A 14,906-nucleotide genomic window follows, 5' to 3' on the forward strand; every position below is an offset into this window, starting at 1 on the left:
CTTTTCATACAAACCAGGGATTGAGCCATACCAGCGCGGTTGGGCACAACCGGTATAACTTCAGGGCGCGCCGCTTGTAGGTTGATAAATCCATGTCTATGCCGGCTATTGACAGCATGGTCTCATAATTCTGTTTGATTTCTTCAAAGTCATAGCTTACCGGCACATAGATATAGTCTATATCGAGGGCTTGCCTGATATCATTCGCCGCTGCCAAACCTACCGGATTCGGAACGATATTCAAACTCACTCTGGCCAGTTGCTGAAATTCGGCAAAGGTTGCAAACTCCGAGATGTGGTGTATATCCATGTATCCGGCTGCAGCCATAATTTCATAGATCTCACTGTTTTTATCAATGCTTACGTTGTTGCCGCAAAAGGCGGCTGCTGTTAGAAGCTTAGCTTTATCGGACGGCTCCAAAAGGCCATAGATTTTGCGTTGTATATTCACCGGCGGAGGTACTTTGCTATCCAGTGTAATGGGATTCATATGGCATATGGTGAAGCGCATATCCGGATGGCCTTGGCGCAATACCTGCAGCAATGCTTCATGATCGGTGCCCAGCAAATCATCGAGACAGCTCACAAAAATCATCAACACCCTGGGGCGGACTTCCAGTTGCTCGAGAAGCTCCTCAACCGCTTCGCCTATGAGCTCTTCATAGCCCCCCGACACCATGTCGGTCTCATCTATATACAGGTAAGAAAGCCGGTGCTTCAGCCCCCGGGTGATGGCGCCGATAGCGCCATGCCGTCCACATGCAAAGGGGCATACCAAAAGCTGATAGCTTTCCGGCACCAGCATGCCGGTTCTAACCACCCCCCAGCCTCCGCGGGATGGCGAGCAATATCGCAATGTATCAGGAAAGCGGGCCAATAAACCCGTCTGTGTTTGTTTAATCAACTGCATGCAATCACCGCCTTTTTCGCCAATTCCATATATTCTTTTGCCGTAAACCGCAATTTTGTGCATCATGATGATCTTCCTTTGGATAGTTAGAGCATTCTAACTATTGTGCTAAAATAAATAGGGAACCTGACTATTGAACCCTGATTTTTATTGCTGCTGAAAGTCAATGGAATATTTTCTTTTTAATCCAGAAGCGTATCTCGATACGTACCTCTATATCTCATAGAAAATGCCCTTGGTGAGTTTCTGTGTACTTATCTGAAGACAACACCCGGGGTGTGATTCAAAAAGGATTGTGGTCTAAATACCTGGACATTTTCTTCAGGTGGGCTCTGGCTTTCATAAGATCAATTTTCATGTTACGCAAGCCGAATCTGCGCAACAATTCTATTATTTCCTGGTCGTTATAAGTATCGATCGGTTTTCGACTATTCACTTTGCTCAGGAAGGCTAGGGCCGATTCTAATCGTTCTAGTGACAATCATCTTATTAAGAAGGGTCGCGTTTCACCGTCGTCAGCGCCTGGGAAATACTGCTCAAGCTGGAGCTTGACAGGATTTTATAGGGTTTATTGATCCGGCTGCATATTTTCTTAACGCTCAAACAAGCGCCATGACTGTTGCAATCAACCGGACACAGGATGATATCGGATTTCTTTATCAAGCCCTCCAATTCTCTTTCTCCCGAGTGCAGATAGCCGTCATGATACTCGAAGTCGGCCCCTAGGTTTTCAACCACATCGCGATAAAAACTTCTGAGCTTGGTCAGCCCCCCGACGATCAAAACCCGCTTGTCGCACAGGTGACGGCAGCACTGGTTTTGGGAACAATCGGTTTGGTCGCAATCATTATCGCGTATCAGGCGTTCGATCTCGCTGCATAATTGCACATTGATCTCTTTCTGCAGCCACAGATCAGATTGCAGGGCCTCTTTTTCCTTTTCTAATTTTTGCACCCGTTCCTGGGCTTCATGCCAGGCATTTTCAGCTTGATGGAGGGCCCTGGTCAACTGCGCGCTATCTTCGACGCAACTATTTATGGTGGTGTCGGCCTGAACCGAATGTTCAGAATCTGCCGAAATGCGTTTTTCCAGGTTATGTAGTTTGTTTTCCAAATTGCGACGGATCTTTTCTGAGGCAGTCAGATCTTTGGCCAGTTCTCTCCGGTCCTTCTTTTCCTGCCGGAGTCTGGCCGTCAACTGGGCATTGATATAGGATAAACGGTCATATTCGATTTTTTCCTGGCGCGCTTTGCCGCCATTGAGATGGGACAACATATGAACATCGCCGAAGACGTTGTTGATCGTTTTCTCTGCAAGCCCCGGATGGGTGACCGCCACCCAGTACAGCCCGCAAATATGGCCTGATTTCACATGATCCTGCCATGCCGCCATAAACTGATCTTCAGTACAATTCCCGAAACGGGAGATTTCGCAGCGGTATTTATGGTTCAGATGACTGTTCAGGCGGCGTGACACTTTGTTTTCCGAATACAGGGCCTGCACCATGAACATATGGATTTCATGGTCGGAAAACGGCTTGCAGTCAATATGCAATTTATTGAGAATCAGCCTTTGCTCGTCCATATCCAGACAGGTGCCGCACACTGAACAGAATAAATCACTGGATATATCCCAAACAAATTTGCGTTTATTGCTTTTAGCCGGCATAGAATGTGTTTTGCCCACCGGTTTGATATGATTATTTAAAATCTCCATAGCTTACCTCCTTCCATGGATTTTTTTCGGCAAGAGTGTTGGCGGGGTTCACTCTGCGCTTCTATCGGTTTTTATGCCTGTAATCACCAGGCTGCCGGCTTCGATATCATGTTCGTAAGTTGTTTCCAGCTTATCCAGGACCCTTTGCGCCCATTCTTGGGCGGTTCTGCCAGAGGGAGCGGATGGTCCCCCCAGCATCAACTCGGCAAGCCGTTTACCGCCAATCAGAGCCATCTTGTATCTCCTTTAAGGGTTAAACCCCAATGCCCAACAACAGCCCGCCCCGGTAGACCAGGAAAGAGACGACCCAGGCCAGGGCCAAAGTGTAGCCAATGGTGAACAGCGGCCATTTCCAGCTATTGGTCTCCCGCTTCATGACTGCGATGGCGGCCATACAGGGAACATAGATCAAAGTGAAGATCATGAGCACATAGGCCACCAGCGGGGTATAACCGGACTGTTCCTTGGCCCGTTCAGCAAATCCTTTGACCGAAGATTCCTCTTCTTCGGCCAGGGCCTCTTCGTCTTCGATGCTATAAAGGGTTCCCAAGGTACTTACCACCACTTCCTTGGCGCCAAAACCAGCCACCAGGGCCACGCCGGTTTTCCAATCAAAGCCCAGGGGTCTAAACACCGGCTCTATAGCCTTGCCCACTTGTCCGGCATAGCTGTTTTCCAGCTGAACGGTGGCGTCTTCGTAGGGCTGCCCCTGACTATCGGTGGTGGGAAAAGTAAATAAAGCCCACATCACAATGGATATCATCAAGATGATGGTACCGGCCTTTTTCACGTAAAGCCAGGTTCGTTCCCACATATGGATCAGAATATTTTTTATCGTAGGCATTTGATAAGTCGGTAATTCCATAACGAAAGGCTCGGTTTCACCGGGCAAGAGCCAGGTGCGAAAAACCCGGGCCATAATAATCGCCAGGCAAATGCCGATCATATATATGGAGAACAATATGTTCCCTCCCATTTGCGTGGGGAAAAAGGCGGCAATCAGCAGACTGTAAACCGGCAGCCGCGCCCCGCAGCTCATCAGAGGAGTAACCAGCATGGTCACCAGACGATCACGGGGATTCTCCAGAGTGCGGCTGGCCATCAGCGCAGGCACCGAGCAGCCGAAACCAATCAACATGGGGACAAAAGACTTGCCATGCAGGCCGGCTTTGTGCATCACCTGGTCCATGACAAAGGCGGCTCGGGCCATGTAACCGGTTCCTTCCAGGAAGGCGATGCCCAGGAAGAGCAGCAGAATGTTGGGCAAAAAGACGATGACTCCGCCTACCCCGCCTACGATGCCGTCCACCAGCAGAGAACGCAGCAGGCCGTCTGCCATATTGGCATTCAGCCAGTCGCCCAAAGCGGATACTCCGGAATCGATCCAATCCATGGGAGGAGCTCCCAGGGTGAAAGTCATTTGGAACAGCAGCCACATCATGCCCAGGAATAAGGGTATACCCAACACGCGATTTAAAAGAACATTATCGATTTTCTCCGTCACGGTTGCCTTGTCCAGAAGGGCTCTCTGACAAACTTCGCGGCAAATCCCGCGAACATAAGCATAGCGGTCTTCCACCAACGCTATTTCCGGTTCATCGTTGGTGAGATTCTTAATACGCTGACGGCTTTGCTCAACTTCGCGCATGAAATCCGGACCGATCTTCCAGGCTGAAATTTGCCGGCCTACTTCCTGGTCATTTTCCAGAAGCTTGATGAGCAGCCAGCGGAAGGGCATGGTGGAGAGTTCGGTACCGGCTTCTACTCCAGCTGCGGCTTCCGCGGCCACAGGTTGGGGAGGCTGTAATTGCTCCTGCAGTCGAGCCAGCTCATCCTCAATTTCCGGACGGTAGCGCCCTTGTCTTTCCTGGGCCTTGGTCTGCCCGGAGTCGTAATTGACTATCTCCTCCAGGATATCCCGGATGCCCTCGTTTTTGCTCCCCACAGCCCGTACGACCGGTATCCCCAGGAGCTGTGAAAGCAGGCCGTGATTTATTTTAACCTGGTTTTTCTCGGCGACATCCGACATATTCAGTACCAGTATCACCGGAACCTCTAATTCTTTTAACTGCATAGTCAGGTAGAGGTTGCGCTCCAGGTTGGAAGCATCAACAATATCAACTAAGATATCGGGCTTTTCATTAATAATAACCTGACGGGCCACCACCTCATCCGGCGAGTAGGCGGAAAGTCCGTAGGTCCCAGGCAGATCGATCACGGTAATATCATGATCCTTATATTTTACCCGGCCTTCTTTTCTTTCCACGGTTACGCCCGGATAGTTGCCCACATGCTGACGGGCGCCGGTCAAGGCGTTGAATATGGTGGTTTTCCCTGAGTTGGGATTACCGGCCAGGGCAATGACAATGTTTTTTCGGTTCATCTTCTATTTCCTCCAGTTATGATTCCAGGATAATGGTATTGGCTTCTTCCTTGCGCAGAGACAAGTGAAAACCCTGGCTTTTAACCTCTACCGGATCGCCCAGAGGGGCATAGCGCTCCATCATAAGCTCCACCCCGGGCACCAGTCCCATTTCCGTTATGCGCCGGCGGATGATGCCGTGTCCGGTAACGGCCTTAATTCGGGCGCTCTCTCCAGGAGTCAAGTCTTTCAAAGTTCGGGTCATAGCTTTCATCTCCATTCTTCATATAAAATCCACTCTTTTTATACATGGCTTCTATTTTGTTATCCATCAGGGCGGTGGTTTGTTAGGAGTCCTGCTTGGGGCCTGGCTCCGCGCTGGCCTCCGGCCACTCGCGGACGGGGCAGGAGCTGGAGGAGCACATTCCACAGTCGCAAGAATTTTTTCTCGGTACACCGCTTGCCGTATCCATTAATCTTTTGACCTTAAAGCCGATGGCAATCAGGGCCAGCAGGAGAATTGCATATAAAATAAATTTTTCCACGGATATCACCCCTTTGAAAGTTAGCATTGGCTAACTTTTTATTTAAATAATAAACGCCACCACATATCTAAAATGATAATGATTATCAATATTATGATAGTCGATAGTTTTATCTTATGTCAATATATTTTTTAGACTAAAGCGCACCGGGGAGAACACGCCGCACCGGCTATTACAGGAATGCACTGCATCGGCAAAGATACCGAAAGATTCATCAACCTTTTCGGCCTGCATTTGAAGGTGCAGGCTTTGCTGGAGCGGAGAATTAAAGCTGAATAATCCCATAACCTGATTTGGGGCTGAATTACTGGGAAACACTAGGACTATAGGCGCAGGATGGGGCTTACTCCATCCTGTTAACTTTTTCAAAAGGGCTGAAAAAGGACAAAATACTTCGTTTGGATCATCCCCAGACATAATTTCTGGGATATGGCAAAACAGGCCTCGTTGTATCCCCTTATATGGTGGTATATACTGTATATAGTGTGAAGAGCAATTAGCACACCATATATATTGTGGTTGAAACAAGGAGGAAATGGTTTGAGCATTACAAAAATTCGCAAAAGGGATGGCCGGGTGGTGCCATTCGAAAAACAAAAAATCGTCAATGCAATATTTCAGGCCGCCAAAGCGGTAGGCGGCCGCGATATTCAAATTGCCCAAACCCTGGCGGATAAAGTAGCGGAACTGGCGGAATATCAAAGCCTGGATGATTACGAGATCCTTTCGGTGGAAGAGATTCAGGATCTGGTGGAAAAGGTCCTGGTCAAAAACGGCCATTACAAAACTGCCAAAGCTTACATTCTCTACCGCAAACAGCATGAGATGCTGCGCGATACCAGGCAGCTATTAGAGAGCAACGAGATCGTCAACAAATACCTGGATCGCAGCGACTGGCGCGTCAAAGAAAACTCCAACATGAATTTCAGCCTGCAGGGCATGAATTTCCATATCTCCTCTATAGTTACCAGCCAGTACTGGCTGAATCAGATCTACACCCCACAGATGAAGACCGCCCAGGAGAGCGGGGATTTCCATATGCATGACCTGGGCATTCTGGCGGTATACTGCGTGGGCTGGGATTTGCAGGATTTGATCCGGGAAGGCTTTAAAGGCACCCGCGGCAAGGTGGCCAGCAAGCCGGCCAAGCATTTCCGCACCATTCTGGGCCAGATCGTCAACTTCTTCTACACTTTGCAGGGCGAGGCAGCCGGAGCACAGGCATTTTCCAACTTCGATACCCTCCTGGCTCCCTTCATCTATTACGACAATTTAAGCTATGAACAGGTCAAACAGAGCCTGCAGGAATTTATTTTCAATGTCAACGTGCCTACCCGGGTGGGATTCCAGACCCCGTTTACCAACATCACCATGGACCTCAAGGTTCCTGGTTCCTTCAAGGATCAGGCCGCCATTATCGGCGGACAGCTGATGGAAAAGAACTATGGCGAATTCCAGAAGGAGATGGATATGCTCAACCAGGCTTTCGCCGAGGTGATGATGGAAGGCGATGCCGAGGAGCGGGTTTTCACCTTCCCCATCCCCACCTACAACATCACCGCCGACTTCGACTGGAAGAATCCGGCTTATGACCGCATCTGGGAGATGACCGCCAAATACGGCATCCCTGGGTTTTCCAATTATATCAACTCGGATATGGATCCGGAAGATGCCCGCAGCATGTGCTGCCGACTGCGTTTAGACAACCGCGAACTGCGCCGCCGCGGCGGGGGGCTGTTCGGCTCCAACCCCTTGACCGGCTCTATCGGCGTGGTGACCATCAATATGCCCCGCATCGGCTACCTGGCCAAGAATGAAGCTGATTATTTTGAGAGGCTGGCGTGCGTCATGGACCTGGCCAAAGACAGCCTGGAGATCAAGCGCAAGGTGTTGGAAAACCTGACCGATTCCGGGCTTTATCCCTATTCGCACTTCTACCTGCGCAATGTCAAAGAGGCCAGCGGCAGGTATTGGGTGAACCATTTCTCCACCATCGGTCTGGTAGGAATGAACGAATCCTGCCTGAACTTCCTGGGTCAGGATATCGCCAGCCCGGCCGGGCATGCCTTCGCTGTCAAAGTATTGCAGTTCATGCGCGACCGCATCAGCACCTATCAGGATGAGACCGGCAGCCTGTTCAATTTGGAAGCCACTCCGGCTGAAGGGGTGAGCTACAGCCTGCCGCAGAAAGACCGCAGGCTGTATCCGGAGATCATCGTGGCCAACAACGAAGCGGTGAAGCAAGGAGCCGAACCGTTTTACACCAATTCCACCTTCCTGCCGGTAGGATATACCGATGATCTTTGGGAAGCCATGAAGCTGGAAGACCCGCTGCAAACACTGTATACCGGGGGAACCACCTTCCACATTTTCCTGGGCGAAGCCCTGCCGGATGTGGGAGCGGTCCAGAATTTGATCAAAAAGGCCTGCGAGCAGTTCCATATGCCTTACTACTATATTTCCCCGACCTTCAGCATTTGCCCTGAACACGGCTATATCCGGGGCGAGCATTTCGAATGCCCCTATTGCCAGGAGAGCGGCAAGGAGACCTCCTGCGAGGTGTATTCACGGGTGGTGGGCTATCTGCGCCCGGTAGATCAGTGGAATGAAGGCAAACAGCAGGAGTTTAGGAACCGGCAGACCTACAAGGTTGGCTAGAGCATCTGCGGCAGTACTCTATATCGAATGAATGCGGAGTTTTGAGGCATGAGATTTGCAGGTTTTTTAAAACAGAGTCTGGTGGACTACCCCGGGAAAATAGCCGCGGTGCTATTTACCCGGGGCTGTAATTTGCGCTGCCCTTACTGCCACAACGGGCACCTCCTGGTCAAACCGGGGCGTACCGAAAATAATGACCTGGATCTGGACATTTTGCTGGGATTCCTGCAAGAACGCGCCGGTTTTTTGGACGGGGTGGTGATCACCGGGGGCGAGCCCACCCTCAATCCCGGCCTGCCCGAGGCCTGCCAGGCCATAAAAGCCCTGGGATACCTGGTGAAGCTCGATACCAACGGCACTCGTTATGAGGTTTTAAAGAGCCTGATCGAGGGGGGCCTGGTGGATTATGTGGCCATGGACCTCAAAGCCCCCCTGGAATACAAGGATTACCTGGAGGTGTGCGGGCGGCTCAGCCGGGAGGACTTCCTCAATATACGCAACAGCGTGCATTTACTGAAAGAAGCCCCCATCGAGGTGGAATTCAGAACCACGGTGGTGCCGCTTTACCACAATGCGGATGACCTGCTCCAGATCGGGTCAGCCATTGCAGGAGCAGAGCTCTATACCCTGCAGCAGTTCAACCCCCGCCAGACACTGGAACCCGGACTCCGCTCCAGCAGGCCTTACCGCCCCCAGGAACTGCAGGAAATGGCGGCCCGGCTCCGGCCCCTGGTAGCGAGGGTGCGGGTAGTCAATGCGTGAAAAGCGGCGGAAGTCTTGGTATCAGGCGCAGAGTACTCTATAATTAAGTAGTTAAAGCTCAAGGAACAGGGGTGTTGATATGAAATTGTGGGGTGGCCGCTTTACCAAAGAGAGCGACCTGTTAACCGAGGACTTTAATGCCTCCGTCGCGGTGGACGGCCGTATGTACCGCCAGGACATAGCGGGGAGCATAGCCCACGCTGCCATGCTGGCCAGGCAGGGGATAATTGACGAAGAGGAAAAAGATAAGATTGTGGCCGGCTTGCAGGAGATCCTGGCAGAGCTGGACCAGGGCCGGCTGGAATTCACCGTAGCCGCAGAAGACGTGCATATGAATATTGAAACCTTCCTGATTGCCAGGATCGGCGAGGTAGGCAAGAAGCTTCACACCGCCCGCAGCCGCAATGATCAGGTGGCTCTGGATGTGCGCCTCTACCTGAAAGACGAAGCCTGGATCATTAGGGGATTGATCCTGGGACTGCAGGAGACTCTGCTCAATCTGGCCCGGGAGCATACCGAAACCATCATGCCCGGCTACACCCATATGCAAAAGGCCCAGCCCATAACCCTGGCCCACCATCTTTTGGCCTATTTTGAGATGCTGCGCCGGGATGTGGAGCGTTTGGAGGATGGCGTGAAGAGGGCCAATGCCATGCCGCTGGGCTCCGGGGCCCTGGCTGGCACCGGCTTTAACCTGGACCGGGAATTTGTAAAAGAGCAGCTGGAGCTTGACATCATCACCCGCAACAGCCTGGACGCTGTCAGCGATCGCGATTTCGCCCTGGAATTCTGCAGCTTCGCCAGTATACTGATGATGCACCTATCGCGCTTTTCGGAGGAACTGATCCTCTGGTCCAGCGAGGAATTCGGCTTCATCGAGCTGGACGACGCTTATACCACCGGGTCCAGTATCATGCCGCAAAAAAAGAATCCGGATCTGGCCGAGCTGGTGCGCGGTAAAACCGGCCGGGTGTACGGGGATCTGATTGCACTTCTGACCTTGATGAAAGCGCTTCCTTTAGCTTATAACAAAGACATGCAGGAGGACAAAGAAGCCCTGTTCGACGCTATGGATACGGTTAAGAAATGCCTTATGGTCTATGAACCCATGCTGAGGACGGCCCGCTTCAGGACTGAGAAAATGCTTGAGGCCGCCCGGGGCGGATTCACCAATGCCACCGACCTGGCCGATTATCTGGCTGCCAGAGGGCTGCCCTTCCGGGATGCCCATGCGGTGGTAGGCAGGGCAGTGTTGCATTGCATTCAAGCCGGCAAGGTTCTGGAGGAGATCTCCCTGCAGGAGTATAGAGAATTCTCGCCTCTGATCGAAGCGGATATATACAATTACCTGGATATCAAGGCCTGTGTTCAGAGACGCTCCGTGCCTGGCGGACCCTCATCTTTGGCCGTGAATCGGGCTTTGGAGGAAGCCTTCTCCTGGTTGGGAAGTATGCATGAAAAAACCTCTTGGTAAACCTGGAAAAACATTTATAAACAAAAGCACATATCGTTGGATGAAACATATTGCGGCTGTCTTCGCGGGCAGCCTTTTTATATAAACTTTTGCTTAGAGCCGGCATTCTAACGGAACCAGGTCTTACGCGACAGCCGATAAGCATTGGCTATCCTGAGGATTTCATTCCGGGGCTGTCTTTTAGTGGAGTTATCGGGGCAACTGCGGCTTTTCTTCCGGGGACAGCCGTTTTTTGCCGCGGGAGCGATAATGGGGGATATTATCTTGCATGATTATGGAAGCCTGGCCTTGATTCACCAGGTAGGCCAGCATGCTGGAAACGGTTTTGGAGAGCCGGAAATAATGATTGCGGTTGATTTTAACTCCCTGGCGGGAGGTGAATTCACCTATAACCCCCTCCAGGCTGCGGGGTACTTGGATGATGTCGTCCATAGCCCGAAGGTTATTTGTCAAAATGTCGTAATTGGCGGTGATAACGAGAAGGGCGTCTTCCGCCAATCCCCCGTGGGACAGATATATTGACTTATAATTGCCCGCTGTGAGCCTATCAAGGGTTAAGAACTGCTGGGCCGCATCAACCAGAAATACACAGGGGAATGTCTTCAGGATCTGGGGAGATACCAGGCTGTCCCCGGCGAACAATACCCCGTCAGGGGTGATGAGGCCCATCTGCCCCGGGCTGTGCCCTGCCAACGGCACCGCTTCAAAGCGGGCTTCTTTGATAAACACAGGTCCTGCCTCAACCCGCTGGGTGACCCGGGAGGCCTGGGGCATGAAGAACTTGCCCCTCAAGAGTTTGGGGGGATAGGCAGTGTAGGTTGAATAGGGGAGCAACAGAGGGTTCTCAATAAAAGCCGCCTCGATGGCAGTGGCATACACTTGGCAGCAGGTGTGCTCCTGAATCAAGCGGTTGCCCCCGCAGTGGTCGGCATGGGCATGGGTATTGAAAATGGTGTGAACCGCCCAGCCTTTTTCGTCCAGTATCTGCAACACTTCCCGGGCGTGGGCTGAGGTGTGACCGCTGTCGATAAGCAGGCAGTCCCGTTCATCAAGAAGGTACACCCCCAGTGAGGCGAATTCGCTTTCTATGGCATAGGTCTTCGCTGCCAGCTGCCGCAGTTGCACCGCTTCTTGAGCCCTCCTCCAGTTCGCTTAAAAGCTCCCGCGTAAAAAATACCAGGGTTGTTCAAACTCCTCAGCCTGCCGTTCCCCCGAAAACAACCCTACTCCAAAATGACCGGGCTGCCGGGAAAATGTGGTTCTTCACTTTGCCCAAATCCTGAATCAAATATGGAAGGAGCCCCTATCAAGGGGCCTCCCATTTTACTATGGGCTTGCGGGCCGCAGTCACCTCATCGACCCTTTTTATGACCGCATGGTGGGGGGCATTCTTGACCAGATCAGGATTATCGGCTGCTTCTCTGGCGATGGACTGCATGACCCCAACAAAGCGGTCCAGGCGTTCCTTGGATTCGGTTTCGGTAGGCTCAATCATCATGGCCTCCGGAACGATCAAGGGGAAATACACTGTGGGGGGATGATAGCCGTAGTCTATCAGGCGCTTGGCGATATCCATGGTTGAAACCCCGTATTGCCCCTGGTTTTTGGAATTAACCACAAATTCATGCTTGCACAGCCGGTCCAGGGGTATATTATAGGTTCCCTTGAGTTGATGGCGCAGGTAGTTGGCATTTAAGACCGCGTGCTGGCAGGCTTCTTTGAGGCCTTCCCCGCCCAGGGCCCTGATATAGGTGTAGGCCTTTACAATCACTCCGAAATTCCCGTAGAAATTCTTCACCTTGCCGATGGACAGTGGGCGTTCGTAGTCGAAGGCATAAAGGTCACCCCGCCTCACCGCCACCGGCACGGGCAGGAATCTTATCAGGGGCTCTTTTACCCCCACCGGACCCGAGCCCGGCCCGCCTCCGCCATGGGGTGCGGAGAAGGTCTTGTGCAGATTGACATGAATAACATCAAAGCCCATATCACCGGGCCGGGATACCCCCATTACCCCGTTTAAGTTGGCCCCGTCATAGTAGAGCAGGCCGCCGCCCTCATGAACTATGCCAGCCACCTCCCGGATGTTCTCTTCGAACAGCCCCAAAGTGTTGGGATTGGTGAGCATCAGGCCGGCCACTTCGGAGGTCATTTTGGAGCGCAGGTCATCCAGATCGATAAGGCCTTCCGCATTGGAACTGATTTCGATTACCTCGTAGCCCACCACATTAGCAGTAGCGGGATTGGTGCCATGGGCGGAATCCGGCACCATCATCTTGGTGCGTTTGTCATCCCGGCGGTCTTTATGATAGGCCTTGATGATCATCACCCCGGCCATCTCCCCGTGGGCGCCGGCGGCGGGCTGCAAAGAAAAACCGTCCATACCGGTTATCTCGGCCAGCATCTGCTGCATTTCATAATAAAGCTCTAAAGCCCCCTGTACGCTACCTTCTGGCTGACAGGGATGGATAGCGGCGAAGCCGGGGAGCCGGGAGGCCCACTCGTTGATTTTGGGGTTGTATTTCATGGTGCAGGACCCCAGGGGATAAAAACCGTTATCCACACCATAAGCCCGGGCGGACAATTCTGTAAAATGCCTTACCGCCTCCACTTCGCTCAGTTCCGGCATGGCGGCGGGCTGCTGGCGCATAAATTGCCGGGGTATATTTTCACTCAGATCGATCTCAGGTATATCCAGGTCTGGCAGGGTGAAGGAATTGCTGCCGGGGACGCTCTTTTCAAAAATCAGTTGGCTCATGCTATTTCCCTCCTAAAATGGCTGCCAGCCGGTCAATTTCAGCAGGGGTGCGCTTTTCGGTGAAAGCCAGTAATAAAGCCCCATCCAATTGGTAGCCCCCGATGATGCCGTTTTCCAAAAGCCTGCGGTTGGCGGCCCCGGGATCATCGATTTTAATGGCAAACTCGTTGAAGAAGGGCTGATGGTATTTTAGTTCCAGCCCCGCCCCGGCCAGTTGTGCCTGAGCATAATGAGCCAGCTGATAACAGCGCCGGGCGATATCCCGCAAACCCTGCTCACCCACAAAAGCCAGATACATGCTGGCCGCCAGGGCGCATAAAGCCTCATTGGAGCAGATATTACAGGAAGCCAGTTCGCGGCGGATGTGTTGTTCCCGAGCCTGCAGGGTCAGGACGAAGGCCCTCTTGCCGTCTTTGTCGGTGGTTTGTCCCACGATACGCCCCGGAATCTTACGCATCAAGCTCTTATTGGCAGCCATAAAGCCCAGATAAGGCCCTCCGAAACTGAGGCTGATGCCCAGAGGCTGACCCTCGCCGACAGCCAGGTCTGCGCCCCATTCAGCAGGAGATTTCAAAAGGGCCAGTGAAACAGGTTCTACCGCCATGATAAAAAGGCCTTTATGGGCATGAATGGCCTTTTCCAGCCCGGTACAGTCTTCCAATATGCCGTAGAAATTGGGCTGCTGTATCACCGCGCAGGCGGTCTCATTATCGACGGCCGCTGCCATGGCCTCGATATCGGCGCAGCCATTTCTCCCCGGGACCAGAACCACTTCCAGGCGCCCGGAAAGGGTATAGGCCTTGAGAATCTGCAGGTATTCAGGGTGAACTGTGTCAGAGATCACTACTTTTCTGCGGCCTTTGCCGCTCATGCAGGCCAGGCTGCAGGCCTCGGCCAGGGCGCTGCCGCCATCATAAAGCGAGGCGTTGGAGACATCCAGCCCGGTCAATTTACAGATCAAGGTCTGGTATTCAAAGATGGATTGCAATATGCCCTGACTGATCTCCGGCTGATAAGGGGTGTAGGCGGTATAGAACTCGGAGCGCAGCAGAAGCTGTTCCACAGGCGCCGGAATATAGTGGTCATAGGCGCCTGCACCCAGGAAAGAAGGGAAATCCTCAGTATTGATGTTTTTAGCGGCCAGGCTTTTTATATGGCGATGCAATTCCATTTCCCCCATCCCCGGGGGCAGCCGCAGACCGCTCTTGACACGCAGGTCAGCATCGATGTCGCTGAACAGTTCATCCAGGCTGTTCAGGCCCAGGATGTTGAGCATCTCCTCTACGACCGGGGTGGGGTTAGGAGTGTATTTCATTTTACTCCTCCCTAGTCTTCGAGGTTCTGGCAAAAGGTGGTGTAGGCCGAAGCCGACATCAATCCCTGCAGTTTGCCAGGGTCGCTCAACTCGATGGCGGCTATCCAGTTCTCATAGGGATCCTGATTCAACAGCTCCGGGGAGTCCTCCAACTCCTCGTTTACGCTTTTGATGGCGCCGTCAGCGGGGCTGTACAGGTTGGCCACCGCTTTTACCGATTCGATCACCCCGATGGACTCGCCTTTGGATACTGAGGCATCCAACTCCGGCAGCTCCACGAAAACGATATCCCCCAGGTGATGCTGGGCATAATCAGTTATCCCGATATAGCCGACTTCACCTTCCACCCTTATCCATTCGTGCTCATCGGTATAAAGCAATCCCTCTGGTATGTTCATATTCGATCCCT

Annotated in this window: 12 protein-coding genes; 3 read left to right on the plus strand and 9 right to left on the minus strand. The window is 52.3% G+C overall.

Annotated features, from left to right (window positions below; translation table 11 throughout):
• Nucleotides 1-4: 4 nt before the first annotated feature.
• The 5 genes from B2633_RS06385 to B2633_RS06405 form a co-directional block, all read right to left on the minus strand.
• Nucleotides 5-976 carry a nitrogenase component 1 gene (locus B2633_RS06385; protein WP_483169815.1) on the minus strand — a complete coding sequence of 324 codons (972 nt, stop codon included), beginning with the start codon at nucleotides 974-976 and terminating at the stop codon, nucleotides 5-7.
• 423 nt (nucleotides 977-1,399) lie between these two features.
• The gene (locus B2633_RS06390) at nucleotides 1,400-2,626 is read right to left on the minus strand and encodes a DUF2325 domain-containing protein (protein WP_483169816.1); all 1,227 of its coding nucleotides are present in this window, start codon (nucleotides 2,624-2,626) and stop codon (nucleotides 1,400-1,402) included.
• A 48-nt stretch (nucleotides 2,627-2,674) separates the two neighbouring features.
• Nucleotides 2,675-2,860 carry a hypothetical protein gene (locus B2633_RS06395; RefSeq protein WP_483169817.1) on the minus strand — a complete coding sequence of 62 codons (186 nt, stop codon included), beginning with the start codon at nucleotides 2,858-2,860 and terminating at the stop codon, nucleotides 2,675-2,677.
• 19 nt (nucleotides 2,861-2,879) lie between these two features.
• Nucleotides 2,880-5,009, minus strand: a complete 2,130-nt coding sequence (feoB, locus tag B2633_RS06400) for a ferrous iron transport protein B (protein WP_483169818.1) — start codon at nucleotides 5,007-5,009, stop codon at nucleotides 2,880-2,882.
• A gap of 16 nt (nucleotides 5,010-5,025) precedes the next feature.
• Nucleotides 5,026-5,253 (minus strand): FeoA family protein, encoded by a 228-nt coding sequence (locus tag B2633_RS06405; RefSeq protein ID WP_481041467.1) that lies wholly within the window; start codon nucleotides 5,251-5,253, stop codon nucleotides 5,026-5,028.
• Nucleotides 5,254-6,073: 820 nt separating this feature from the next.
• Between B2633_RS06405 and B2633_RS06410 the strand changes: the two genes are divergently transcribed.
• The 3 genes from B2633_RS06410 (at nucleotide 6,074) to argH (ending at nucleotide 10,427) form a co-directional block, all read left to right on the plus strand.
• Complete coding sequence (locus B2633_RS06410) at nucleotides 6,074-8,191, plus strand: ribonucleoside triphosphate reductase (protein ID WP_483169819.1); 2,118 nt, start codon at nucleotides 6,074-6,076, stop codon at nucleotides 8,189-8,191.
• 48 nt (nucleotides 8,192-8,239) lie between these two features.
• A complete protein-coding gene (locus tag B2633_RS06415) occupies nucleotides 8,240-8,953 on the plus strand; it encodes an anaerobic ribonucleoside-triphosphate reductase activating protein (RefSeq protein ID WP_483169820.1) in 714 nt (237 codons plus the stop codon).
• A 79-nt stretch (nucleotides 8,954-9,032) separates the two neighbouring features.
• Nucleotides 9,033-10,427 carry an argininosuccinate lyase gene (gene argH / locus B2633_RS06420; RefSeq protein WP_483169821.1) on the plus strand — a complete coding sequence of 465 codons (1,395 nt, stop codon included), beginning with the start codon at nucleotides 9,033-9,035 and terminating at the stop codon, nucleotides 10,425-10,427.
• A 189-nt stretch (nucleotides 10,428-10,616) separates the two neighbouring features.
• Here argH and B2633_RS06425 read toward each other — a convergent pair whose 3' ends face one another.
• The 4 genes from B2633_RS06425 to gcvH form a co-directional block, all read right to left on the minus strand.
• Nucleotides 10,617-11,552, minus strand: a complete 936-nt coding sequence (locus B2633_RS06425) for an MBL fold metallo-hydrolase (protein ID WP_483169822.1) — start codon at nucleotides 11,550-11,552, stop codon at nucleotides 10,617-10,619.
• Nucleotides 11,553-11,733: 181 nt separating this feature from the next.
• Entirely contained in the window at nucleotides 11,734-13,182 is a 1,449-nt protein-coding gene (gene gcvPB, locus B2633_RS06430; protein ID WP_483169823.1) for an aminomethyl-transferring glycine dehydrogenase subunit GcvPB, read from the minus strand.
• Nucleotide 13,183: 1 nt separating this feature from the next.
• A complete protein-coding gene (gene gcvPA, locus B2633_RS06435) occupies nucleotides 13,184-14,497 on the minus strand; it encodes an aminomethyl-transferring glycine dehydrogenase subunit GcvPA (protein WP_483169824.1) in 1,314 nt (437 codons plus the stop codon).
• 11 nt (nucleotides 14,498-14,508) lie between these two features.
• A complete protein-coding gene (gene gcvH / locus B2633_RS06440; protein WP_481041451.1) occupies nucleotides 14,509-14,895 on the minus strand; it encodes a glycine cleavage system protein GcvH in 387 nt (128 codons plus the stop codon).
• Nucleotides 14,896-14,906 lie beyond the last annotated feature (11 nt).

Origin of the sequence: Syntrophomonas sp. UBA1041, from assembly GCF_002316705.1 — a bacterium.
Classification (GTDB): Bacteria; Bacillota; Syntrophomonadia; order Syntrophomonadales; family Syntrophomonadaceae; genus DTU019.